This window comes from Streptomyces sp. NPDC008137, assembly GCF_042957035.1.
In the GTDB taxonomy this organism is placed as follows: Bacteria; Actinomycetota; Actinomycetes; order Streptomycetales; family Streptomycetaceae; genus Streptomyces.
The window spans coordinates 444,596-466,485 of sequence record NZ_JBIBHN010000003.1 but is presented as its reverse complement, the minus strand read 5'-3'; the positions used below and the strand labels follow the sequence as shown (position 1 = coordinate 466,485).

23 protein-coding genes are annotated in these 21,890 nt (G+C 70.5%); 11 read left to right on the top strand and 12 right to left on the bottom strand.

Going from position 1 to position 21,890, the window contains the following annotated elements:
- The coding region (locus ACFZBT_RS08180) for a transposase (RefSeq protein WP_391099896.1) at positions 1 to 168 on the top strand (168 nt) is incomplete at its 5' end.
- A 57-nt stretch (positions 169 to 225) separates the two neighbouring features.
- On the opposite strand, the gene ACFZBT_RS08175 is transcribed toward ACFZBT_RS08180, so the two are convergent.
- Positions 226 to 1,119, bottom strand: a complete 894-nt coding sequence (locus ACFZBT_RS08175) for an NYN domain-containing protein (RefSeq protein WP_391099841.1) — start codon at positions 1,117 to 1,119, stop codon at positions 226 to 228.
- Between the two features lie 236 nt (positions 1,120 to 1,355).
- On the opposite strand from ACFZBT_RS08175, the gene ACFZBT_RS08170 reads away from it, so the two are divergent.
- Together ACFZBT_RS08170 and ACFZBT_RS08165 are read left to right on the top strand one after the other, a co-directional pair.
- On the top strand, positions 1,356 to 1,508 hold the full coding sequence (locus ACFZBT_RS08170) for a hypothetical protein (RefSeq protein WP_010047718.1): 153 nt from the start codon (positions 1,356 to 1,358) through the stop codon (positions 1,506 to 1,508).
- Between the two features lie 135 nt (positions 1,509 to 1,643).
- A complete protein-coding gene (locus ACFZBT_RS08165; RefSeq protein ID WP_391099837.1) occupies positions 1,644 to 3,701 on the top strand; it encodes a trypsin-like peptidase domain-containing protein in 2,058 nt (685 codons plus the stop codon).
- A 9-nt stretch (positions 3,702 to 3,710) separates the two neighbouring features.
- Here ACFZBT_RS08165 and ACFZBT_RS08160 read toward each other — a convergent pair whose 3' ends face one another.
- From ACFZBT_RS08160 to ACFZBT_RS08150, 3 genes are all read right to left on the bottom strand, one after another.
- On the bottom strand, positions 3,711 to 4,316 hold the full coding sequence (locus ACFZBT_RS08160) for a MarC family protein (protein WP_215118667.1): 606 nt from the start codon (positions 4,314 to 4,316) through the stop codon (positions 3,711 to 3,713).
- 81 nt (positions 4,317 to 4,397) lie between these two features.
- Positions 4,398 to 5,258 carry a PHP domain-containing protein gene (locus tag ACFZBT_RS08155; protein WP_391099833.1) on the bottom strand — a complete coding sequence of 287 codons (861 nt, stop codon included), beginning with the start codon at positions 5,256 to 5,258 and terminating at the stop codon, positions 4,398 to 4,400.
- A gap of 189 nt (positions 5,259 to 5,447) precedes the next feature.
- The gene (locus tag ACFZBT_RS08150) at positions 5,448 to 6,089 is read right to left on the bottom strand and encodes a DUF6758 family protein (protein ID WP_391099830.1); all 642 of its coding nucleotides are present in this window, start codon (positions 6,087 to 6,089) and stop codon (positions 5,448 to 5,450) included.
- 159 nt (positions 6,090 to 6,248) lie between these two features.
- Between ACFZBT_RS08150 and ACFZBT_RS08145 the strand changes: the two genes are divergently transcribed.
- Complete coding sequence (locus ACFZBT_RS08145) at positions 6,249 to 7,481, top strand: MFS transporter (protein ID WP_391099826.1); 1,233 nt, start codon at positions 6,249 to 6,251, stop codon at positions 7,479 to 7,481.
- Between the two features lie 60 nt (positions 7,482 to 7,541).
- On the opposite strand, the gene ACFZBT_RS08140 is transcribed toward ACFZBT_RS08145, so the two are convergent.
- Positions 7,542 to 8,126, bottom strand: a complete 585-nt coding sequence (locus ACFZBT_RS08140; protein ID WP_391099823.1) for a suppressor of fused domain protein — start codon at positions 8,124 to 8,126, stop codon at positions 7,542 to 7,544.
- A gap of 463 nt (positions 8,127 to 8,589) precedes the next feature.
- On the opposite strand from ACFZBT_RS08140, the gene ACFZBT_RS08135 reads away from it, so the two are divergent.
- Both ACFZBT_RS08135 and ACFZBT_RS08130 read left to right on the top strand, forming a co-directional pair.
- A complete protein-coding gene (locus ACFZBT_RS08135) occupies positions 8,590 to 9,705 on the top strand; it encodes a CorA family divalent cation transporter (RefSeq protein WP_391099820.1) in 1,116 nt (371 codons plus the stop codon).
- A gap of 23 nt (positions 9,706 to 9,728) precedes the next feature.
- On the top strand, positions 9,729 to 10,241 hold the full coding sequence (locus ACFZBT_RS08130) for a hypothetical protein (RefSeq protein WP_391099817.1): 513 nt from the start codon (positions 9,729 to 9,731) through the stop codon (positions 10,239 to 10,241).
- A gap of 10 nt (positions 10,242 to 10,251) precedes the next feature.
- Here ACFZBT_RS08130 and ACFZBT_RS08125 read toward each other — a convergent pair whose 3' ends face one another.
- Positions 10,252 to 11,007 (bottom strand): hypothetical protein, encoded by a 756-nt coding sequence (locus ACFZBT_RS08125; protein ID WP_391099814.1) that lies wholly within the window; start codon positions 11,005 to 11,007, stop codon positions 10,252 to 10,254.
- Between the two features lie 237 nt (positions 11,008 to 11,244).
- Here ACFZBT_RS08125 and ACFZBT_RS08120 point away from each other — a divergent pair, with 237 nt between their 5' ends.
- The 3 genes from ACFZBT_RS08120 to ACFZBT_RS08110 are packed head-to-tail and all read left to right on the top strand — an operon-like array spanning position 11,245 to position 14,293.
- Positions 11,245 to 12,528, top strand: coding sequence for a magnesium transporter MgtE N-terminal domain-containing protein (locus ACFZBT_RS08120; RefSeq protein ID WP_391099811.1), 1,284 nt, complete (start codon positions 11,245 to 11,247; stop codon positions 12,526 to 12,528).
- Positions 12,518 to 13,117, top strand: a complete 600-nt coding sequence (locus tag ACFZBT_RS08115) for a DUF1003 domain-containing protein (RefSeq protein ID WP_261680004.1) — start codon at positions 12,518 to 12,520, stop codon at positions 13,115 to 13,117. The genes ACFZBT_RS08120 and ACFZBT_RS08115 overlap by 11 nt, the downstream gene beginning before the upstream one ends.
- A gap of 42 nt (positions 13,118 to 13,159) precedes the next feature.
- Complete coding sequence (locus tag ACFZBT_RS08110) at positions 13,160 to 14,293, top strand: P-loop NTPase (protein WP_391099807.1); 1,134 nt, start codon at positions 13,160 to 13,162, stop codon at positions 14,291 to 14,293.
- Positions 14,294 to 14,425: 132 nt separating this feature from the next.
- Here ACFZBT_RS08110 and ACFZBT_RS08105 read toward each other — a convergent pair whose 3' ends face one another.
- The 5 genes from ACFZBT_RS08105 to sigE form a co-directional block, all read right to left on the bottom strand.
- Positions 14,426 to 15,097 carry a hypothetical protein gene (locus tag ACFZBT_RS08105; protein ID WP_391099804.1) on the bottom strand — a complete coding sequence of 224 codons (672 nt, stop codon included), beginning with the start codon at positions 15,095 to 15,097 and terminating at the stop codon, positions 14,426 to 14,428.
- Between the two features lie 202 nt (positions 15,098 to 15,299).
- Positions 15,300 to 15,740, bottom strand: coding sequence for a sec-independent translocase (locus ACFZBT_RS08100; protein WP_391099802.1), 441 nt, complete (start codon positions 15,738 to 15,740; stop codon positions 15,300 to 15,302).
- A 208-nt stretch (positions 15,741 to 15,948) separates the two neighbouring features.
- A complete protein-coding gene (locus ACFZBT_RS08095) occupies positions 15,949 to 17,646 on the bottom strand; it encodes a trypsin-like peptidase domain-containing protein (RefSeq protein WP_391099800.1) in 1,698 nt (565 codons plus the stop codon).
- Positions 17,647 to 17,776: 130 nt separating this feature from the next.
- The gene (locus ACFZBT_RS08090) at positions 17,777 to 18,700 is read right to left on the bottom strand and encodes a zf-HC2 domain-containing protein (RefSeq protein WP_391099894.1); all 924 of its coding nucleotides are present in this window, start codon (positions 18,698 to 18,700) and stop codon (positions 17,777 to 17,779) included.
- Between the two features lie 71 nt (positions 18,701 to 18,771).
- The gene (gene sigE, locus ACFZBT_RS08085; protein WP_391099797.1) at positions 18,772 to 19,542 is read right to left on the bottom strand and encodes an RNA polymerase sigma factor SigE; all 771 of its coding nucleotides are present in this window, start codon (positions 19,540 to 19,542) and stop codon (positions 18,772 to 18,774) included.
- 162 nt (positions 19,543 to 19,704) lie between these two features.
- Between sigE and ACFZBT_RS08080 the strand changes: the two genes are divergently transcribed.
- Positions 19,705 to 20,403, top strand: a complete 699-nt coding sequence (locus ACFZBT_RS08080) for a class I SAM-dependent methyltransferase (protein ID WP_391099892.1) — start codon at positions 19,705 to 19,707, stop codon at positions 20,401 to 20,403.
- A gap of 115 nt (positions 20,404 to 20,518) precedes the next feature.
- Here ACFZBT_RS08080 and ACFZBT_RS08075 read toward each other — a convergent pair whose 3' ends face one another.
- Positions 20,519 to 20,686, bottom strand: coding sequence for a DUF3117 domain-containing protein (locus tag ACFZBT_RS08075; RefSeq protein ID WP_003966491.1), 168 nt, complete (start codon positions 20,684 to 20,686; stop codon positions 20,519 to 20,521).
- 382 nt (positions 20,687 to 21,068) lie between these two features.
- On the opposite strand from ACFZBT_RS08075, the gene ACFZBT_RS08070 reads away from it, so the two are divergent.
- Positions 21,069 to 21,872 (top strand): enoyl-CoA hydratase-related protein, encoded by an 804-nt coding sequence (locus ACFZBT_RS08070; protein WP_391099794.1) that lies wholly within the window; start codon positions 21,069 to 21,071, stop codon positions 21,870 to 21,872.
- Positions 21,873 to 21,890: the final 18 nt, after the last annotated feature.

The window sequence follows — 21,890 nt, the reverse complement described above, 5'->3', positions numbered from 1 at the left end:
CAGGAGGAAGACAATGCCGAGCACCGGCGCGTGCGTGCCCGCGTCGAGCACACGTTCGCCCGGATGAAGAACTGGAAGATCCTCCGCGACTGCCGCCAGAAAGGAGACGGCCTCCATCACGCCGTCCAGGCCGTCGCCACCATGCACAACCTCGCCCTAGCCGGGTGAAACAGCACGTCAGGCGTTGCTCAGCCATGCCCGCCACCAAGCCTTCTGCAACACCCTTTAGTACTGCGCCCGCAGATGCTCCCAGAACCCGTCCCGCAGGGCGCGCCGCAGGTCGGCCTGCCCGCGCAGCGAGTACTGCAACAGGCCCTCCGCCTCCACGAGCAGGTCCTGGTCGACCGAACCGGGCAGATAGGGGTGGCCGTGCAGCAGCTCCCCCAGCGTGTCCCGGCCGCGTGCCGCCAGCCACTTCGCCGCGATCTGGGCTCCCACGAAGCGCACGTCCTCGCGGGTCGGCCGGCCTGTGGTCGCCTCGTAGGCGGCGCCCGTGCGGCGGGAGACGTACGGCTTGAAGAAGTCGAGGTCGAGGGTGCGCTGGCTGTCGACCTCCCAGAGCAGGGGCTCCGCCTGGTTGCGGCCCTCCGGCGCCTCGATGCCCCACAGGTGGACGCGGGCGCCGTAGCCCTGCGCCGCTTCCACCGCCGACACCAGGTCCTCGTCGCCGCCGAGCAGGGCGGCGTCGCTGATGGCGCGGTGCCGGGCGAGTGACTCCAGGTCGGAGCGGATGAGCGAGTCGACGCCCTTCTGCTGGTTGTTGGCGTTCAGGTTGCCGAGGCGCACCTTCACGTCCGGCAGCTCCGCGATGGTCTGCTGCTCCGCCGTGTGGATGCGGCGGCGGGCGCCGTCGTACCAGTAGACCCGCAGCAGCCTGCTGTCCGCGAAGATCGTGCGGGCCTTGTCGATGAGCGCGTCGATCAGGCCCTCGGCGTCCAGATCGAAGGCGCGGCGGTCCTCCGTACCGGCGACGAGCCGCCCCGCGGCCGCGTAGAGGTACCCGGCATCGACGAAGATCGCATGGGTCGAGGGTGTCTTCGCCACCTCGGCGAGCATGCGCTGGAGCAGCTCGTTGGTGCGGTCGATGCGGGCGCTCAGGGCCGCGAGGTCGTCGTTCATCACTTCCATTGTCCCGTGTCCCGGCGGTCACGCTGCGAACACAACTGGTCCCGGTCGGTCCCGTAACGACACTCTTACGGCTCGGTAATTAGCCGTTCGAAAAATTTCCTTAGCGTAGGGAATGTTTCATCCACGCTGTTCTGTTGACCCATACGGAACACCGGGCACCGAAGCCTCGTGGGCCGCCACACCGAGTAGTTCTCCTCAGGAGGATGACCAGACGAAGGGAGAAGCCCTTGCGCTTCGAAATCATGCACCTCGACGATGTCGACGGCACGCCCGTGGACACGACCGTCGTGGACGCCGCCTCCGTCAACCGGATCGTTCAGCAGGCCGCCGCCACCGGGCAGCGCCTCTGGATCCGCCCGGCCGGGACCACGGCCTCATAACGCGCGCAGCTCTCCCCCACTTCGACAGCCCCCGCCCGGCACCGGCCGCGCGGGGGCTGTCGCTGTTGCGGACCGCTGTGACCGGGGGCGTACTGGCTGAGGGGCCCAGCGAGAGCGGACAGGACGGTGGGACGCATGGACGAGGCGGGCCGGTCGAACGGGGAGCTGCGGGAACAGGCCGCGGCCGAGGCCGCGCGGCGGTACGACGACTCCACCGCGGAGCGTGAGCGGATCGAGTCCAGGCTGGCTGCGGGCGTGCGGTTCCCGGACGCCCCGGACGCGCTCGCCGTGCGCGCCGGCCGGATTCTCGAGCGGGGCGGTCTGTCGCCCTCGGCGGTCGTGGCGGACATCCATGGCGAGGCCATGGACCTGCCCGACACCAACGAACGCATCATCGACCTGTCCAACGAGCTCCAGGCCTGGAGCTTCCTGCCGCGCGGGGTCAGGGCCGGGTCCTCGGTCGCCCGGATCACCCTGCGCCGCGACGGCCGTGAGCTTCCGCACGGCACCGGCTTCCTGGTGTCGCCGCGGCTGATGCTGACCAACCACCACGTGCTGCCCGACGAAAGCTTCGCCCGCCGGTGCTTCGCCGAGTTCAACGCCCAGGTCACAGTCGACAACGTGCCCGACACCGCCGTCCGCATGGAGCTCGACCCCGGGACCTTCTTCGCCGCGGACAGACGGCTGGACTTCGCCCTCGTCGCGGTCACCCCCGCCCCGGACGGCCGCCCGCCGGGCGAGATCTTCGGCTGGAACCGGCTCAGTGTGCAGATCGGCAAGCTGGTGCTGGGCGAGAAGGTGAACATCATCGGTCACCCGGACGGGCGCCTCAAGGAGATCGTTCTGCGCGACAACGCGGTCTTGGTACGGCTCGACGACTTCGTCCACTACCGGACCGACACGCGCCCCGGCAACTCCGGCTCCCCGGTCTTCAACGACCAGTGGGAGGTCGTGGCCCTGCACCACAGCGGCGTGCCGAAGAAAGACCGCCAGGGCCGCGTCCTGCGCAGGGACGGGCAGCCCTGGCGCGAGGGAGACGGCGACGACGCGATCGAGTGGGTCGCCAACGAGGGCGTCCGCATCAGCTCGATCCTCAAGCACCTGGCCCGGCTGGACCTCGATTCGGCACGGCGCGCCCTGCTGACCGAGATGGGCCCGGACTCGGGGCTGGACCAGAACACGGCCGCGCTCACCGCGTCGGCGCTCCCCGGCAGCACTCCTCCACCGGTCTCCCTCACTCCGGCAACGGAGAGCGGGAGCGATGCCCAGCAGCCCAAGACCGGACGCCCGGCCCGGAGTACCGCCTTCGGCGGCCGCCGCCACCTGGTCTTCCTGCACGGCAGGGACCAGCACGGCAAGGATCCCGAGTTCCTCCGCCGGGAATGGACGGCGGGCCTGAACCGCGGACTCACCCTCGCGTCCCTGCCCCCGATCGACCCGCGCGACGTGTGGTTCCCCTTCTACGGCACGAAACTGCACAACCTCGTGACCGGCACGGAGAGCACGGCCGAGGCCATCGGCCTGGACGAGGTGAGCGCCGCCGCTGCCGCCGAGATCTTCGCCGCGAAGTCGCCGACCGGTTCCTACGACCGGCTGCTCTTCGAGGCGGCCGCCCGGGCCGGCATGCCGCGGAACGGCCCGGCGACCACCGAGGGCTTCGGGGCGGGCCTGGTCGGGACGCTGCACCGGCCGCTCAGCTGGCTGGCCGCACGGTCCGACCTGGACGAGTGGACCATCGCCACGTTCCTGCGGGACGTCGACCTGTACCTCGGCGACAGCGCCGTACGGCAGTCCGTACTGGACAGCGTCATGGAGACCATGCCCAGCACCGGCGAACTGGTGCTGGTCACGCACAGCCTGGGCACGGTCGTCGGCCTGGACCTGCTGACCCGGCTGCCGGACGGCCTCGACCCGGTCCTGCTCGTCACTGCGGGCAGCCCGCTCGGCCTGGACGGCGTCAACGAACGGCTCCTCGCCCGCGGCCCGCACCGGCCGCCCCGGGTGCGTGACTGGGTCAATGTCTGGTGCCCCACCGACGGGGTGGCCATCGGCTGCCCGTTGGAGGACGAGCGCTGGGGCAAGCTCACCCAGCTCGCCGTCCCCAACGGCCGCGACCGTGCGCACAAGATCGACGAGTACCTCGCACACGAGGGTTCGGCGGGTGCGATCGGCTCGGTGCTCGGCCGGACGTGAGACGTCCGGTCAGCTGCCCTGGATCACCTGTGTGACGCCGTTGATGATCTGCTGCACGGCGATCGCGGACAGCATCATGCCCGCGAGCCGTGTCACCAGGACCACACCGCCGTCCTTGATGATCCGGATGATCACCAGCGAGTAGCGCATCACCAGCCACAGCACGACATGGATGGCGAGGATCGCCGCCCACACGGACACCTGCGCGGCGACGCTGTGCGCCTTCTGCACGGCGAGGATGACCGACACGATCGCCCCCGGCCCGGCCAGCAGCGGCATGCCCAGCGGCACCAGGGCGACGTTGACGTCCTTGGTCTGCTTCGGCTCGTCGGTCTTCCCGGTGAGCAGATCGAGCGCGATCAGCAGAAGCAGCAGCCCACCCGCGATCATCAGCGCGGGCACGGAGACATGCAGGTAGTCGAGGATCTGGTGCCCGAGCAGCCCGAACACGGTGATCACCCCACCGGCGACACAGACGGCCTGGAAGGCCATCCGTTTCTGCACCTTGGCGGGCCGGCCGGCGGTGAGCGCGAGGAAGATCGGGGTGATCCCGGGGGGATCCATGATGACGAAGAGGGTGAGGAAGAGGGAGCCGAAGACGGCGAGTTCGAACATGAGTGATGGCCTTCACGGCGGAACGGGTGGGCACAGCGGACAGCGCCGAGTGCCTGAGAACGGACCTACAGGAGAGAGACCTCAGACAGCTCCGCCGGCCCCCGGCACGGGAAACGCCCCGAAGGCCCGCCGAGTGATCTCCCCGTACACCTCGGGATCCGTCGTGTACTCCCCGAGCACACACGTCTTCCGGCTGCCGTGATAGTCCGAGGACCCGGTCACCAGGAGCCCCAGCTCCTTCGCCAGCCCCCGCAGCCGCGCCCGCGTGTCCGCGTCGTGCTCCATGTGGTCGACCTCGACACCGTCCAGCCCGGCCGCCGCCATCTCGGCGATCGCGGCCTCCGGCACCGTACGACCCCGCTTGCTCGCCCCGGGGTGCGCGAACACGGCGACCCCGCCCGCGGCCTTGACCAGCCGGATCGCCTCGAAGGGATCGGTCTCGTGCTTCTCGACGAAGGCCCGGCCGCCGTCGGCCAGCCAGTCCGGGCTGAAGGCGTCGTTCACGGTCGGCACTACACCCAGCTCGACGAGCGCGGTCGCGACATGCGGACGCCCGACGGACCCGTCACCGGCGATCCGCGCCACCTGCTCCCAGGTCACGGGCACGCCCAGCGCCTGAAGCTTGGCGATCATGCCCTGGGCCCGGGGCACCCGGTCGTCCCGGACCAGCTCACGCTCGGCGAGCAGCGCCGGCTCCTCGGCGTCGAAGAGGTAGGCGAGCATGTGCATGCTGATGCCGTCGAGCCGGCAGGAGAGCTCGGCCCCGGTGACCAGCGCCAGCCCCTCGGGCAGCGCGGCGATCGCCTCGGCGTGCCCGCGAGTGGTGTCGTGATCGGTGAGCGCGACGACGTCCAGCCCGGCCGCGGCGGCCTTACGCACCAGCTCGGCCGGGGTGTCCGTGCCATCGGAAGCGGTGGAGTGGGTGTGCAGATCGATACGCACGACACGGACTCCAGACACCGACGGACGAACAGGGCTGCTCAAGGATAACCGGATTTTCAACGTCCGATGTCACACCCAAATCCCCAAAGCGCCCCCTACACCAACAGCCTTCAGGGGCGCGGGGAACTGCGCGACCAGCCACAACCCACCCGCAGCCGCCCGCGCACCCGAGCCCCCCACCCCGAGGCGCTACGGCTGAAGCAAGCGCGGCGACAACGCCCCGCACGGCACCAACTCCACCTCCGCCCCCGCGTCCCGCACATCCGCCAGCACCAGCTCGTCGTACATCAGCAACCCCGACTGCTCGGGCCAGACCACCGCCCACAGCCACATCCCGAGCGCCTCACCGGCGAAAACGGCTCGATCGCCCGGCGCGCCGGAGACATGCCACAGCGGCGTCGGCCGCCCCGCGGCGAGCACCTTCGCGTGAGCCGGCTTGCCGACATCCATGGACGGCCCCGGGTCCGGACCGTCGATACCCGCGTACCGCGCACCGAGGCCGACACCCAACTCCTCGGCCACCAGGATCAGCTCGCCCATCCCGCCGAGCGGCCCGGGTCCCGTGCAGGCCACGGCCGTGGCGCGGCCGCCCGTACGATCGTCGCCCGCACAGGCCACGCCCGTGAAAAGCCAGCCGACCGGCAGCGGCCAGGGCATCCACACCGGCACCTGAGTCCGGTGCACCACGACGTTGAGGGCGTCGACGCTCGGCGGTATCACGGGCTGCACCGGATGGACGGTGCCGTGCACATCGCACTGCCAGGAGTCGGAGAAGAGGCCGGGAGCCCTGACCCGGCCACCGCACTTCGGGCAACTGGGTTCGCCCCTCATAGGGCCCCACGGTCCTACCCCCGCCCCGCCGCGTCAAGGACGATCACCCAACCGGACGGAACCCTTCACCCCTGAACTAGATGCAGCTTGCATTAGTTAGCATGACTAACTTAGTATGTGTATATACCAACTACCTCGTCTCGGGAAAGGGAGCAAGCAATGGACCCCTTCGACGCCGGAGCGGGCGGCCTCCTCAAGCAGCCCAAGTCCGTGTGGGCGACCGCCGGAGCGTCGGTCGTCGCCTTCATGGGCATCGGACTCGTCGACCCGATCCTGCCGTCCATCGCCTCGGGCCTGAACGCCTCGGCCGGCCAGGTCTCCCTGCTGTTCACCTCGTACTTCCTCATCACCGCGATCGCGATGCTGGTCACCGGCTTCGTCTCCAGCCGCATCGGCGGCAGGAAGACCCTGCTGCTCGGCCTCGCCCTGGTCGTGGTCTTCGCAGGACTGTCGGGCACCTCCGGATCCGTCGGCGAGCTGGTCGGATTCCGGGCCGGCTGGGGCCTCGGCAACGCGCTGTTCGTCTCGACGGCCCTCGCGGTCATCGTCGGAGCGGCGGCGGGCGGCAGCGCGGCGGCGATCCTGCTGTACGAGTCGGCCCTCGGCCTCGGCATGGCCTGCGGTCCGCTGCTGGGCGCCCTGCTCGGCGACGCCAGCTGGCGCTACCCGTTCTTCGGCACGGCCTTCCTGATGGCCGTCGGCTTCCTGTGCATCGCGGTGTTCCTGAGGGAGCAGCCGAAGCCGGCCCGCAAGACCTCGCTCCTGGACCCGCTCAAGGCCCTCGGCCACGGCGGCCTCGCCTCCGCGGCGATCTCGGCGTTCTTCTACAACTACACGTTCTTCACCGTGCTGGCCTTCACCCCGTTCGTGCTGAACATGAGCCCGTACCGGTCGGGCGCGGTGTTCTTCGCCTGGGGTGTGCTGCTCGCCGTGTTCTCGGTGATCGTGGCGCCCCGCCTGCAGAAGCGGTTCGGCTCGCTGAGGGTGCTCGGCGGTTCCCTGGTACTGCTCGCGGCCGACGTGCTCGTACTCGGCTACGGCGACCACACCACGGCCGTCGTCTGCACGATCCTGTCCGGTGCCTTCATCGGCGTGAACAACACCGTCTACACGGAGCTGGCGCTCGGCGTCTCGGACGCGCCCCGGCCGGTGGCGAGCGCGGGCTACAACTTCGTGCGCTGGTTCGCGGCGGCGGCCGCCCCGTTCTTCGCACCGAGGATCGAGGAGTGGACCGATCTCCACATCCCGTTCGTGGTCGCGGCCGTCACGGCCGTACTGGGTGCCGCGGTCGTGGTCGTACGCCGCAAGGCCCTCACCCACGAGGCCGAGGAACTGGAGCCGAAGCACGCGACCGAGGACAGCGTCACCGTGTTCGCCGACTCAGCCGGCTGAGCCAACTGATGCTTTTCGGCCATGGGTTGGTGAGGTTCCTCACTCAGACCTCACTCAGGCTCACTCCAGCGGGACGGACTTCCGGGACGGATCCCGGAGGTCCGTCCCCTGGTTCAGCCACCGCTCCTGGAGCGCCTGGGCGCCGTGCACCCGCTTCCAGGCGGCCTCGTTCGGGGTCATCGGCAGCAGCGGCAGGAACCGTACGGGGTCGAGGGGTTCGTCGAGCTCCAGGTCCTCGACCAGGCCGCCCGGCTCGGCGACCAGGACCGAGGTGAAGGGGGCTCCGGGCCACAGCGGCTCACCGACGTCGAGGGAGGCGCCGGGGGCCACGATCAGCCCCTCCACCTGCGGAGACGCGGCGAGAACGGCGAGCGGACGGAGCACCTTGTCCGTCTCGGCGAGCCCCGCGCGGACCGACAGGACCAGCTCCGCGCGCGGCCCCTTGACCGGGTCGGCGACCGTCGCCGTGGGCTCCGTCATCGGCTGCGCGGACATGCCGAGCGTGGCGTAGCGGGCGATGTCGCCCTCCTGGAAACGCAGCACCTCGATGCGGTCCGTACCGAGGAACGTCACTGCCGCGCGCGCGTCCGGTTCGCCCAGCGCGCTACGCAACCGGGCCTCGACCAGAGGAAGAACATCAGCCATGCGGTGAGCATAGAACTCGTCAGTAGCGGGCAAAGGAGCACCTTGACAGTTTTGTCGGCTGCTACTCTTGCCCGGTGGTTCGGGGCAGCACGCAGAAGCGTCGCGATCAAGCCCCGACGCCGATGGATCTCCCTTACGAGGGACCGGCCGGAGGAGGTGGGGCTGCAATGGATCGAAGTCGACCGTGCAGTAGCACCACGCTCTCCCGCCGCTGATGTAGCCGCTCTGTCTCTCTGGCCGGCCGCCACCTCTCGCACTCGCTTCACCGCGGAAGAGCGCTTCGTTTCGTTTTTCCTGATCTGCCTCAGTAGCTGAATCAGTAACGAAGCCCGCCACCGCGACGGTGCGGTGCTCCCCGCTTTGTGGACGTGCCAAACATCCGCAGTCTCTACGTCCTCATTCCGGGTAGTTCCACCCGTCGTCGCCGGCGCCTTTCGTTGCCCTCCCCGCGAAGGAGCCCGCCATGTCGATGATTCGCGACCTGCGCGCCGTGGTCCGCCCGTCCCGCGTCTCGCTGCGCAAGGACGGTGGCACGTACGACGCCACCCGCAGCCCGGCGACGGCCACCGCCGTGGTCGACTGCGCCATCTACCGGGACGGCCGCCGCGTCGAGACCGAGACCCCGCTCACGCCGCACGAGGCGGTGCGCCTGGTACGCCGCGACGGAGGCTTCGTCTGGATCGGCCTGCACGAGCCGACGGAGGCCGAATTCTCCGGCATCGCCGGTGAGTTCGGGCTGCACCCGCTGGCCGTGGAGGACGCCGTCCAGGCCCACCAGCGGCCCAAGCTGGAGCGCTACGACGACTCGCTCTTCACCGTCTTCAAGACCATCCACTACGTGGAGCACGACCAGCTCGACGCCAACAGCGAGGTCGTCGAGACCGGCGAGGTCATGTGCTTCACCGGACGGGACTTCTTCATCACCGTCCGGCACGGCGGGCAGGGTTCCCTGCGGGCCCTCAGGCACCGCCTCCAGGACGACCCCGAGCTGCTCGCCAAGGGCCCCTCGGCCGTGCTGCACGCCATCGCCGACCACGTCGTCGACGGCTACATCGCGGTCGCCGACGCGGTGCAGGACGACATCGACGAGGTCGAGACCGAGGTGTTCTCCCCGGGGCGCAAGGGCTCGCCGCGCGGTTCGGACGCCGGCCGGATCTACCAGCTCAAGCGCGAGGTACTGGAGTTCAAGCGGGCCGTGTCGCCGCTGCTGCGGCCCATGCAGCTGCTGAGCGAGCGGCCGATGCGGCTGATCGACCCGGACATCCAGAAGTACTTCCGGGACGTCGCCGACCACCTGGCCCGGGTCCAGGAGCAGGTCCTCGGCTTCGACGAGCTGCTCAACTCCATCCTCCAGGCCAACCTCGCGCAGGCGTCCGTGGCGCAGAACGAGGACATGCGGAAGATCACCTCCTGGGCGGCCATCATCGCCGTACCGACGATGGTCTGCGGCGTCTACGGCATGAACTTCGACCACATGCCGGAGCTGCACTGGCGGTACGGCTACCCGGTGATCATGGGTATCACCGTGGTCATCTGCCTGGGCATCCACCGCACGCTGAAGCGGAACGGGTGGCTGTGAGCGGCCTGGATAGGCTGGGGCCCATGACGAACGACCTGCTCGACCAGGCCCTGATCGAGGAGGCCACCAAGAAGTCCGGCCTCGTCTGGGTCCAGGGCCCGGACGGCCCGGCGCGTGCGCTCTGGCACGTGTGGCACGAGGGTGCCGCGTGCCTGATCGGCGACGGGCCGGGCGAGCAGCCGCTGCCTGGCCTCGACGACGGCGCCGAGGCCAGGGTGACGGTCCGCAGCAAGGACAAGGGAGGCCGGCTGGTCTCCTGGACGGCCCTGGTCACCGAGCTCGCGCCGGGCTCCGAGGCGTGGGACGCGACGGTCGGCGAGCTCAAGGGCAAACGGCTGAACGCGCCCGATGGCGAGGCCATGACAGGCCGCTGGGCCCGCGAGTGCCGGGTGCTGCGCCTGGAACCGACCGGGACGACGGCACCCCTGCCCGACGGCTCCCTGTCCGAGCCGCCCCTGCCGTCCCCGGCGATCACCCGCCGGCCGATTCCGGCGGGGCTGCCCCGCCTGCTGCTGAAGAAGCGCAAACGGACCTGACGTCCCGGGCCTACGACGTCGGCAGCTGCTTGCCGTAGTCCACCGTCTCGTTGCGCTCCGGCTCCCTGAGGGAGAAGTCCTCTCCCCAGGCGGAGAACGTGAGCGTGCCCGCGCCGCCCGCCCGCTCCAGGCGCAGCGGATACGGCTTGCCTTCGAGGGACACCTCCAGGGCGCCGCCGGAGCCCTTGTCACCCGTGATGCGGATGGTGCGGACGCCCGCCTGCTCCTCGTGGCCGTCCGTCGCGAGGGTGCCGTGCAGGGTCAGCAGACCGTCGAGGAGGACACCCTTGTCCGTGAAACCACTGAACTTCTTGTACGCCGGGTCGCCCTGCGGCACCTTCACGAACTTTCCGCCGAGCTTGGAGGCCGCCGCCGCGTCCCCCTTGCCGCCCTCGCCCTGGCCGTCACCGTGAGTCCAGAACTCGGCGTCGGCCTTGACGAAGAGCTGCTCACCGATGCGCAGTACCTGGAAGGTCGTCCCCTCGGTGGTGACCGATCCCTGGCCGCCGTCGTCCTTCAGCCGCATGTCGAGCGCGTACGTCTTCTCTCCGCTGACGACGCTGCCGTGCACCCGGACCGCCCCGGCGGACTCGGCGGCGGCACGGGTCTTGGTCTGGATCTTCCCGGCGGGCAGTCTGCCGACCCCGTTGGTGCCCTCGTTCGGATCCTCCGCGCAGCCGGTGAGCACCGTCCCCGTCACGAGCAGCGCGCACATCGCGCTCGCGAGGACGGCACTACGGCTTCGGCCGTGGCGAATCGGAGTCACAGGTGGAGCTGCCTCTCTGCGGGGAGACCTGAACGGCGTACCGCAGGGTACCGGGCACGTGCGGGCAGGTCGGAGCCAGTCCGTCCGGACCGCCCGCCGACGCGCCGCCGATCGGGACGGGCTAGCCTGAAGCCCACCCGAGCGGGCAATTCGGAACAGACGGATACACGGACCGGCACAGCGACAGGCACAGCGACAGGCACCAGGAAACACCCCGCACGAAAAGGAGCCGCGGCCATGGCAGCGGGCGCCCCCCGGATCTTCGTATCGCACCTCTCCGGTGTCGCCGTCTTCGACCCCGCGGGTGACCAGGTGGGGCGGGTGCGCGATCTGGTCGTCATGCTGCGGGTGGGTCAGCGGCCGCCGAGACTGCTCGGCCTGGTCGTCGAACTCGCCACCCGCCGCCGCATCTTCCTGCCCATGACCCGGGTCACCGCCATCCAGTCGGGACAGGTCATCACCACCGGCGTGCTCAACGTCCGGCGCTTCGAGCAGCGGCCCACCGAGCGGCTGGTCTTCGGGGAGCTGCTGGACCGGCGCGTGACGCTCACCGAGACCGGCGAGGACGTCACCGTCCTCGACCTGTCGGTGCATCAGCTGCCGGCCCGCCGGGAGTGGGAGATCGACCGGGTCTTCGTCCGCAAGGGCAGGAAGGGCAGTGCCTTCCGGCGGGCCAAGGGGGAGGCGCTGACCGTCGAGTGGACCGCCGTCACCGGCTTCTCCCTGGAGGAGCAGGGGCAGGGCGCCGAGAGCCTGCTCGCCACGTTCGAGCAGTTGCGCGCCGCCGACCTGGCCAACGTCCTGCACCATCTCTCCCCCAAGCGCCGCGCCGAGGTCGCCGCCGCCCTAGACGACGACAGGCTCGCCGACGTCCTGGAGGAGCTGCCGGAGGACGACCAGATCGAGATCCTCGGCAAGCTGAAGGAGGAGCGCGCCGCCGACGTCCTGGAGGCCATGGACCCGGACGACGCGGCCGACCTGCTGGGCGAGCTGCCGACGGACGAGCAGGAGCGGCTGCTGAACCTGATGCAGCCCGGCGACGCGGCCGACATGCGACGCCTGATGTCGTACGAGGAACGCACCGCGGGCGGTCTGATGACCACCGAGCCGATCGTGCTGCGCCCGGACGCCTCCGTCGCCGACGCCCTCGCCCGCATCCGCGAGCCCGACCTCTCCCCCGCCCTCGCCGCCCAGGTCTACGTCTGCCGCCCGCCGGACGAGACGCCGACCGGCAAGTACCTGGGCACGGTCCATTTCCAGCGCCTGCTGCGCGAGCCACCGCCCTCGCTGGTCAGCTCGATCCTGGACAGCGACCTGCAACCGCTGGACCCCGAGGCGGATCTGCCGGCCATCGCCGGGTTCTTCGCCACGTACGACATGGTCGCGGCGCCCGTGGTCGACGAGGCGGGGGCGCTGCTGGGCGCGGTGACCGTGGACGACGTCCTGGACCACATGCTGCCCGAGGACTGGCGGGAGACCGAGTTCCATCTGGACGAGGAGGTGCCGACCGATGGTTCCTGAGCGCGAGACCCTGCGCGAGCGCACGCCGGCCGGCGCCACGGCCGCGAGCCGGCCGCGCGCGACCCGGCTCGACCAGCCCGGTGTGCCCAAGCACCGGTTCCTGCCCGAGTACGACCCCGAGGCCTTCGGGCGGATGTCGGAACGCATCGCGCGCTTCCTCGGCACGGGCCGGTTCCTCGTCTGGATGACGGCCGCCATCGTCCTGTGGGTGGCCTGGAACAGCCTCGCCCCGCGCGACCTGCGCTTCGACGAGTACCCGTTCATCTTCCTGACGCTGATGCTGTCGCTCCAGGCCTCCTACGCCGCCCCGCTGATCCTGCTCGCGCAGAACCGGCAGGACGACCGCGACCGGGTCAATCTGGAGCAGGACCGCAAGCAGAACGAGCGGTCGATCGCGGACACCGAGTACCTGACCCGCGAGATCGCCGCCCTGCGGATCGGCCTGGGCGAGGTCGCCACCCGCGACTGGATCAGATCGGAGCTCCAGGACACGATCAAGGAGATGGAGGAACGGCAGAACGGCCACCGTCACGACCCCGTCGTATTCCCGGCGGAACGGTCACGGGGACGTGACGCAGACGACCGCTGACAGGCTTTCCTACGCACCGGTACAGCGCCGTACCATCGTCCTATGGCTACGGAAGACGCGGTGCGCGAGGCACTGGCGACGGTGAACGACCCCGAGATCCACAAGCCCATCACCGAACTCGGGATGGTCAAGTCGGTTGAGATCGGCGCGGACGGGGCGGTCGCGGTCACCGTGTACCTCACGGTCTCGGGCTGTCCGATGCGGGAGACGATCACGCAGCGCGTGACCGACGCGGTCTCCGGCGTCGAGGGCGTCACCCGCGTCGACGTCACGCTCGACGTGATGAGCGACGAGCAGCGCAAGGAGCTAGCGAACGCCCTGCGCGGCGGCCAGACCGAGCGCGAGGTCCCGTTCGCCAAGCCGGGCAGCCTCACCCGCGTCTACGCGGTCGCCTCCGGCAAGGGCGGTGTGGGCAAGTCCTCGGTGACGGTGAACCTGGCGGCGGCCATGGCGGCCGACGGCCTCAAGGTCGGTGTCGTGGACGCCGACATCTACGGCCACTCCGTGCCGCGCATGCTCGGCGCCGACGGCCGTCCCACCCAGGTCGAGAACATGATCATGCCGCCGTCGGCGAACGGCGTGAAGGTCATCTCCATCGGCATGTTCACCCCGGGCAACGCCCCGGTCGTCTGGCGCGGCCCGATGCTCCACCGCGCCCTGCAGCAGTTCCTCGCGGACGTCTACTGGGGCGACCTGGACGTCCTCCTCCTGGACCTGCCGCCCGGCACCGGCGACATCGCGATCTCCGTCGCCCAGCTGGTGCCGAACGCCGAGATCCTGGTCGTGACGACCCCGCAGCAGGCGGCGGCCGAGGTCGCCGAGCGCGCGGGCTCCATCGCCGTACAGACCCACCAGAAGATCGTCGGCGTGGTCGAGAACATGTCCGGCCTGCCCTGCCCGCACTGCGACGAGATGGTCGACGTCTTCGGCACGGGCGGCGGCCAGGTCGTCGCCGACGGCCTGACCCGCACGACCGGCGCCAACGTCCCCGTCCTCGGCAACATCCCCATCGACGTCCGCCTCCGCGAGGGCGGCGACGACGGCAAGCCGGTCGTCCTGACGGACCCGGACTCCCCGGCGGGTTCCGCGCTGCGCGCCATCGCGGGCAAGCTGGGCGGCCGCCAGCGCGGCCTGTCGGGCCTGTCCCTGGGAATCACTCCGAGGAACAAGTTCTAGAACGCCCTGTTTTTCAGGGGCGCTTTTCAGGGGCGCGGGGAACTGCGCGGCCAGCCATCGACGGCCCGCAGCCGCCCGCGCACGGGAACCCCTACGGCGAAGGGGCGCCGATATCCCACGGCGCCCCTTCGATCAGGCGTAAGCGGCGATGTCCTTCACCACGGCGAAGCCAAGCCCATACGCACTCATGCCCCTGCCGTACGCCCCGACATGAACCCCGGCCGAGGTGGACCCGGCCAGCACCCACCCGAACTCGGACTCCCGGTAGTGGAACGCCGTCGGCACACCGTCAACCGGCAACGACAACGTCGACCAGTCGGCCCCGTCGAGGTCGTCCGCCAGCACCCACGCCGTCTCGGTCTGCTGCTCCAGCCAGTCGTCCCGCAGGGAGTGGTCCATCTGCCCGGGCCACGTGGAGGACAGCAGTCCCACCCCCGCGAGCCACGCCGCGGAGGACACCGACGTGGCCTCCAGCAGCCCCGTACCGTCCGCCGTGCGCCGCGAGGGATGCGCCGCGACGGTGACCACGACCGCGAACTTCTCCTTGGCCTCCTGATCACCCCCGGTCACGAACTCGTTGCGCACCTTGGGCTCGTCTCCGTGCCCGACCGACCCGTGTTCCACGGCCCCGTCGGCCGTCGTACCGACCTGCATCAGCCAGCGCGGTCCCGTGAAGGCCTCGTCGAGGCCGTACCACGGGAAGGGCGCGCGCAGGTAGCCGTCGACGTTACGCCGGGCGGAGGGGACCTGTTGTCCGTCCTCCGCGGCCGGCGCCTGCGCGACTCCTGGACTCGTCGTCTCCATGTGCCCGGACGCCTCCTCGCTCTAGTCGGTCCGGAACGGCCCGCCCCCCTTCGGGCGTACTCTTCCGGTCCGCACAACAACTCGGCAGCATAGCCACACCGCTGCGAGCAGCAGGGAAAGCGCCCGGCGCATGGGCCGCACGGGGGCCTTGTTCAGGCCCTACACAGCCCGACCGGAGTATGAAACGCGTCACGCGGGTCGCTCAGGTGGCGTCCGCGTCGAAGGGCGGACGGTCGTCGCGGTCGGGGGTCTCGGGCTTCTTCGTCATGTCGATACGGCCCCCGGACGAACCGGCGGCGCCGGAGGACGACGTGTCGGAGTCACGGCTGTGGACGGCGTCGGTGACCTCGGCCATCTCCTTCTTCAGGTCGAAGCCGTTGCGGATCTCCTTGAGCCCCAGGTCCTCGTTGTCCAGCTGCTTGCGGATGAACGCCTTGGGGTTGAGGTCCTCGAACTCGAAGTCCTTGAACTCCGGGCCGAGTTCCTCCCGGATGTCGTGCTTGGCGCTCTCCGAGAACTCGCGGATCTTCCGGATCGTGCGGGTCACGTCCTGGATGACCTTGGGGAGCTTGTCCGGACCGAAGACGAGCACGGCGAGGACGATGAGCGTCACCAGCTCGAGTGGTCCTATGTCATTGAACACCTGAAGCTCCTTGCGATGTCCTCGGTCCTCGGCCCTCGGTGGTAGGCCCTCGGTGGTCGGTGCGGGTCTTGCCGTGGTCCGGGCCGGATCCACGGTACCCGGCGATCCTGTCCGACCGGTACTGTCCCGAGACCTCCGAGTGCGGGGAGTGGGAGCGCTTTCCGAATTGTTTGCCTTGTTGGGTCCTGTACGTCCCGGACATCACGTCTCAGCTGCCGCCGGAGGAGCCGAGGACGAGTGAGACCGTCCGTTCCTTGCCGTCGCGCTCCAGGGTCAGCTCCAGCCGGTCGCCGGGACGGTGGGCCCTGGTCTTGACGATCAGTTCCTCGCCCGAGTGGACCCGCTGACCGTCGACCGTGGTGATGACGTCGCCGGCCTTGATCCCTGCCTTGGCACCCGGTCCGCCCGCGGTGACCGGCGGGCCGCCTTCGCTGCCCTCGGCGGCGACCCGGGCGCCGTCGCCCGTGTAGTCCATGTCCAGGGTGATGCCGATCACCGGGTGGGTCGCCTTCCCGGTGTTGATCAGTTCCTCGGCCACGCGTTTGCCCTGGTTGATGGGTATGGCGAAGCCGAGGCCTATGGAGCCGGACTGTCCGCTGTCCGGTGCGGAGCCACTGTCCGCCGAGCGGATGGCCGAGTTGATGCCGATGACCCGGCCCCGGGAGTCGAGCAGGGGCCCGCCGGAGTTGCCGGGGTTGATGGGCGCGTCGGTCTGGAGCGCGTCGACGTACGACACGTCGCTGCCGTCGCCCTTCTCGCCGCCCGCCGTGATCGGCCGCTGCTTGGCGCTGATGATGCCGGAGGTGACGGTGCCGGCCAGGTCGAAGGGCGCGCCGATCGCCACGACCGGATCACCGACCTGCATGTTGTCCGAGTTGCCGAGGGGCAGCGGGGTGAGTCCGCGTACGCCCTTCACCCGCACCACGGCGAGGTCGTAGCCGCTGTCCCGGCCGACGAGCTCGGCCTGGGCACTCTCCCCGCTGTTGAAGGTCACGGTGATCTCGCCGGTGGATCCGGCGGGCCGCACGACATGGTTGTTGGTGAGGATGTGCCCGCGGTCGTCGAGCACGAAGCCGGTGCCCGTGCCCTGTTCGCCGGAGCCCTTCACATGCAGGGTAACCACGCTGGGCAGGGCCCGCTGGGCGATCCCGGCCACACTGTCGGAGTCACGCCCCGCGGACTCCTTCCCGGCCTGCGGCAGCTCGACGGACCCGATGCCGCCGTTCCGCTCCAGATACGTCCCCGCTACGCCGCCGATCCCTCCGGACAGGAGGGCCAGCAGCACGGCGGCACCCACCAGCGCCTTCCTGCCCCGCTTGCGCCGTTGTTCCGTACTGGGTACACCGGCCCCGGTCTGCTGGAGAGGCCCGGCGGCCGCGGGAGCCGCCCAGGGGTCGTAACGCTGCCAAGGGTCGGGAGCGGGGGCGGGCGCCGGTGCCGGGACGCCGGGAGTGGCCGCCTGCTCCGCCGGCGGGGCGGCCGGGCCAGGTATGGACAGCTGGGGTGTCCGGCTCGGTATCGCCGTGCCGTGCGTCGGCGTCGCAACCGGGTGCTGGACGGGCGGCGCGGGCGCCCAGGGGCCCGGTTCGCCGTAGGGCGGGGTGCTGTACGGGTCGGGATCGTGCAGCGGCTCGGGCGCACCGCCGACCGGTACGGCGGGCTCCGCGACGGTGTCGGCGGGCTCCTCGGGACGCCTCAGCTCGTAGTCACCCGCGTCCTCGTCCTGCCGCACGGCGGGCCGCGCCAGCTCGAAGTCACCGTCGGTGTCGGTGTCGGTGTCGGTGACGGCGGCGACGGAATCCGCCGGGGCCGCCCCCTGCCCCTCCGGCTCCCCCTGCTCCCCCGGAGCGTCCTGCGGCCGTGGACGGCTCCACCACTTGGCCTTCGTGGGCTTCCCCTCGTTCATGCTCTCCCCACAGCCGCGGCACGGCTCGACGCGGTGCCGCGGTTCGTCGAATCGGCGCCCGGCCACACCTCGGCAGCGGGCGACAACCCCCGGATTCAATCAGGTTCGCCGCCCGGTGCGCAGTGGCCGGTCAGCGGGCCGTCCGCGAGGAGGCGGGGGGCGAGGGGGACGAGGTCGCGTCCGGGAGGGGCACGGCGAGCAGAGGTGCCGCGCTCTCGGGGATCGCGGACCACGAGGTCAGGGCGGCCGGCGCGGCCGCCGCGAGCGGATGTATCAACGGGGACATGGCCACGGCACCGGCCACCACGGGGGCGGTCAGCGCGTGCATGGCGTGGTGCCCTCCGGCGGGGGGCATTCCGGGCAGCAGCGGTGCGGACACCTCGGTCGGGGCGACCGGGGTCCGGCCGAGCAGGCTCTGGCCGTGCACCTGTCCGAGCAGCGGCGCCGCGCCCCGGCGCCGCTGGGATTCGGGCGTGGTCGTCGCGCCCGCCCCCTGCGTGCGCGACGGCGTCACATTGCTTCCCGTGCCGGAGCCGCCGCGGGCTTCCGTGTCGCCAGGGGTGCCGGTGGTGACGCCGCCCAGGGCGATCGCGGCCAGGGACACGGCCCCGGCGGCAGCGAACGCGAACCGCAGCCGCGAGGAGGACCTCTCGGTCTCCGGCCGGCCGACCTCGTGGATCCGGAAACCCCGGCTTCCCGAAGGAAGGCCTCGGTCACCGGCAGGCAGCACGGGGATGTGCGGCCGGGACGGGGCGTACCCGAACTCGAACCGATCGCCGCGCTTGGCGCCGAACGCCCCGGACGATCCGAACCGTCCGGACAGTCCGCCGGGCAGCCCTCCGCCACCCGGGGGCATACCGTCACCGTCCGGGTCGCCCCCCGCGGGTAGTCCCTGCAGGCGGGCCAGGAAGCTTTCCGAGGGAGGGGGCGGAGCCGCCTCCGCGAAGACGTTCTTCAGCCGGCGCTGGGCGTCCACCTCCGCCTTGCATTTCGGGCAGGTGGCCACGTGCGCCAGTACGCGCTCGCGCGCGTCATGACCGAGCTCTCCGTCCACCAGGGCGGAGAGTCGGTCTCCCAGGTGCTGCTCTGCGAGGTGTCCCTCGAAGGACTCAGGACGTGATCCGCTCACGCGCTCGCGCCCCCTCCTCCCAGTGCGGGAACACGGGGCACGAAGGAGCGGCGCTCGGCACGGGCCTCCGGGGAGCGGTGCGCGAGGGCCTTGCGCAGCTGGGAGCGGCCACGGTGGATCCGCGAGCGGACCGTGCCGAGCTTGACGCCGAGGGTCGCGGCGATCTCCTCGTACGACAGTCCCTCGATGTCGCACAGGACGACCGCGGCGCGGAACTCGGGGGCCAGGGTGTCGAGGGCCTGCTGGACGTCCGCGTCGAAGTGGGCGTCGTTGAAGATTTGCTGCGGCGTGGGCTCCTTGCTGGGCAGCCGCTCGGCCGCGTCCTCGCCGAGCGCGTCGAAGCGGATGCGCTGCTTGCGGCGGACCATGTCCAGGAACAGGTTCGTCGTGATGCGGTGCAGCCAGCCCTCGAAGGTGCCCGGCGTGTAGGTCGACAGGGAGCGGAAGACACGGACGAAGACCTCCTGCGTGAGGTCCTCGGCGTCGTGCTGGTTACCGGTGAGGCGGTAGGCGAGCCGGTAGACCCGGCCGCTGTGCGTGCTGACGATCTCCTCCCAGGTGGGCGGAGTCCACGCCTGCCCGTCCGCGTCGGTGGAGAAGGTCGCGGTCTGGGCGAAGTCAGCGGCGTGGCTGTGGTCAGCAGTGTCGTTCACGGATGTCGGCCTGCCCGCTGATCCGAGGAAGCGCCTGAACACTCCTCCGCGATCCACAGGCGCAGCCGCACCTCCCCTGTCAGCTCTGGTGGTGTCCAGTGGAGCCCCTACCATAGCCACCTCGCCCGTTAGGACCGGATAAGCGGTTTTACGAGAATTTGATCTGGGCTGATACGCCTCGTACTGCTGCGACGGCACTTGCTCGGTGTCCTCGTCCATCGCCTGCCCCCCGTCCCGGCCCGCGCCGCTCGCTCATCCCTTTAAACGACCGGTCCCATCTGCGGGTTCCCGCACCCAACGGATACAGTCACGCCGAGGCATTCACGGGGACAGGAGAGGGTCATTACCGGCAACCGGCAGACGAGCTGGGCGTTCGCCGACGCCTATGTCGCCGAGGACGACGCGCTGCGCTGGGCCCGGGACCGGGCCCGTGACGCGGGGCTGCGCTCGGTGACGCCCGGCACGGGCTCCGCGCTGGGGTTGCTGGCCGCCTCCGTCGACGCGAAGGCCGTCGCGGAGATCGGGACCGGCTGCGGTGTCTCAGGAATCCATCTCCTGCACGGTATGCGGCCCGACGGTGTGCTGACGACGGTGGATCCCGAGCCGGAGCACCAGCAGTTCGCCCGCCAGGCCTTCCGCGCCTCCGGCTTCGCCAGCAACCGGGCCCGCTTCATCCCGGGCCGCGCCCTGGACGTGCTGCCCCGCCTCGCCGACTCGGGCTACGACCTCGTCTTCTGCGACGGCGACCGCCTCGAGGTCATGGACTACCTCGCTGAATCGTTGCGGCTGCTGCGCCCCGGTGGGCTCGTCGTCTTCGAGGGCGCCTTCGCGAACGGCCGGACGGTGGACTCCGGACCGCAGCCCACGGAGGTGCTGCGCCTGCGGGAACTGCTGCGCACGGTGCGCGAGAGCCAGGAGCTGGTGCCGTCCCTGCTGCCGGTGGGCGACGGACTGCTGTGCGCGGTGAAACGCTAGCGGGATCGCACGTTAGCGGAGCGGGAGCCGGGGCAGACGGAAGTTGATGAGAAAACAACCGCCCCGGCACCACACATGATGCCGGGGCAGCTGAAAGGGTATGGTCGCTTGCGCCTCAGCCGACGACCTTCTTGAGGGCGTCGCCCAGCGCGTCGGCCTCGTCCGGGGTCAGCTCGACGACGAGCCGACCGCCGCCTTCGAGCGGAACGCGCATGACGATGCCCCGCCCCTCCTTGGTCACCTCGAGCGGGCCATCGCCCGTCCGCGGCTTCATGGCCGCCATGCTCGTTCCCCTTCCTGAAACCCAGCTCATCGTCAAAGCCGTCGGCCCCGAGAAGGGCACACGTGCGGCCCTGAGCAGGACTCGCGACACCGGCATCGAACACATTGCTTCCAAGCCATTATCCCGCATGCCAGGACCCGATGACCAACATCAGTAGGCATCGCTTGGGCAACGCACGCGAGCAAAACCACTCAATTCGGCGAAGTGGCTGCGATACTCCGCCACCGCACACACTTCCGCCGAACGAAAACGGGCGAGAATTCTTTGACGCAGGTCACACCTCCGGTGCGGTCACCCGTCGGCGATCTCCGTCATGCTGTCCTGCAGACCCGGGACCTACCGGCCGGTAGGTCCCCGAGCAGCGACACGGAGGGGATACGCCATGGCCGACACCGTGCTCTACGAGGTGAGCGACGGGCTCGCGACGATCACGCTGAACCGCCCCGAGGCGATGAACGCGCTGAACGTGGAGGCCAAGGTCGCCCTGCGGGAGGCGGTCCGGTCCGCGGCGGACGACGCCGCCGTGCGGGCGGTGCTGCTGACCGCCGCCGGTGACCGGGCGTTCTGCGTCGGGCAGGACCTCAAGGAACACATCGGGCTGCTGGTCCAGGACCGCGAGACCGGTTCGCGGCAGACCATGAACACGGTGCGGGAGCACTACAACCCGATCGTGCGGACGCTGGCCGAGGCGGCGAAGCCGGTCGTCGCCGCCGTGAACGGGGTGGCGGCCGGGGCGGGCTTCGGCTTCGCGCTGGCGGCGGACTACCGGATCGTCGCGGACACGGCCGCGTTCAACACCTCGTTCGCCGGGGTGGCGCTGACCGCCGACTCGGGGATCTCCTGGACGCTGCCGCGGGTGATCGGCCCCGGCCGGGCGGCCGACCTGCTGCTCTTCCCGAGGAGCATCAGCGCGCAGGAGGCGTACGAGCTCGGCATCGCCAACCGTCTGGTGCCCGCCGGCGAGCTGCGCGCGGAGGCCGAGAAGGTGGCACGGGCACTGGCCGATGGTCCGACGGTGGCGTTCGCGGCGCTCAAGGAGGCCGTGGCCTACGGGCTGACACACTCCCTGGCGGAGACCCTCGAGAAGGAGGACGAGCTGCAGACGCGGGCGGGGTCTTCAGAGGACCACGCGATCGCGGTGCAGGCCTTCGTCAACAAGGAGAAGCCGAAGTACCTGGGGCGGTGAGCGCAGGGCTGTAGCGCC

Bases quoted from the DNA above. Each gene is read 5' to 3' on its own strand.
- ACFZBT_RS08175 (WP_391099841.1), bottom strand. From the start codon at position 1,119: ATGAACGACGACCTCGCGGCCCTGAGCGCCCGCATCGACCGCACCAAC.
- ACFZBT_RS08165 (WP_391099837.1), top strand. From the start codon at position 1,644: ATGGACGAGGCGGGCCGGTCGAACGGGGAGCTGCGGGAACAGGCCGCG.
- ACFZBT_RS08160 (WP_215118667.1), bottom strand. From the start codon at position 4,316: ATGTTCGAACTCGCCGTCTTCGGCTCCCTCTTCCTCACCCTCTTCGTC.
- ACFZBT_RS08150 (WP_391099830.1), bottom strand. From the start codon at position 6,089: ATGAGGGGCGAACCCAGTTGCCCGAAGTGCGGTGGCCGGGTCAGGGCT.
- ACFZBT_RS08145 (WP_391099826.1), top strand. From the start codon at position 6,249: ATGGACCCCTTCGACGCCGGAGCGGGCGGCCTCCTCAAGCAGCCCAAG.
- ACFZBT_RS08140 (WP_391099823.1), bottom strand. From the start codon at position 8,126: ATGGCTGATGTTCTTCCTCTGGTCGAGGCCCGGTTGCGTAGCGCGCTG.
- ACFZBT_RS08135 (WP_391099820.1), top strand. From the start codon at position 8,590: ATGTCGATGATTCGCGACCTGCGCGCCGTGGTCCGCCCGTCCCGCGTC.
- ACFZBT_RS08130 (WP_391099817.1), top strand. From the start codon at position 9,729: ATGACGAACGACCTGCTCGACCAGGCCCTGATCGAGGAGGCCACCAAG.
- ACFZBT_RS08120 (WP_391099811.1), top strand. From the start codon at position 11,245: ATGGCAGCGGGCGCCCCCCGGATCTTCGTATCGCACCTCTCCGGTGTC.
- ACFZBT_RS08115 (WP_261680004.1), top strand. From the start codon at position 12,518: ATGGTTCCTGAGCGCGAGACCCTGCGCGAGCGCACGCCGGCCGGCGCC.
- ACFZBT_RS08110 (WP_391099807.1), top strand. From the start codon at position 13,160: ATGGCTACGGAAGACGCGGTGCGCGAGGCACTGGCGACGGTGAACGAC.
- ACFZBT_RS08105 (WP_391099804.1), bottom strand. From the start codon at position 15,097: ATGGAGACGACGAGTCCAGGAGTCGCGCAGGCGCCGGCCGCGGAGGAC.
- ACFZBT_RS08095 (WP_391099800.1), bottom strand. From the start codon at position 17,646: ATGAACGAGGGGAAGCCCACGAAGGCCAAGTGGTGGAGCCGTCCACGG.
- sigE (WP_391099797.1), bottom strand. From the start codon at position 19,542: ATGGTAGGGGCTCCACTGGACACCACCAGAGCTGACAGGGGAGGTGCG.
- ACFZBT_RS08075 (WP_003966491.1), bottom strand. From the start codon at position 20,686: ATGGCGGCCATGAAGCCGCGGACGGGCGATGGCCCGCTCGAGGTGACC.
- ACFZBT_RS08070 (WP_391099794.1), top strand. From the start codon at position 21,069: ATGGCCGACACCGTGCTCTACGAGGTGAGCGACGGGCTCGCGACGATC.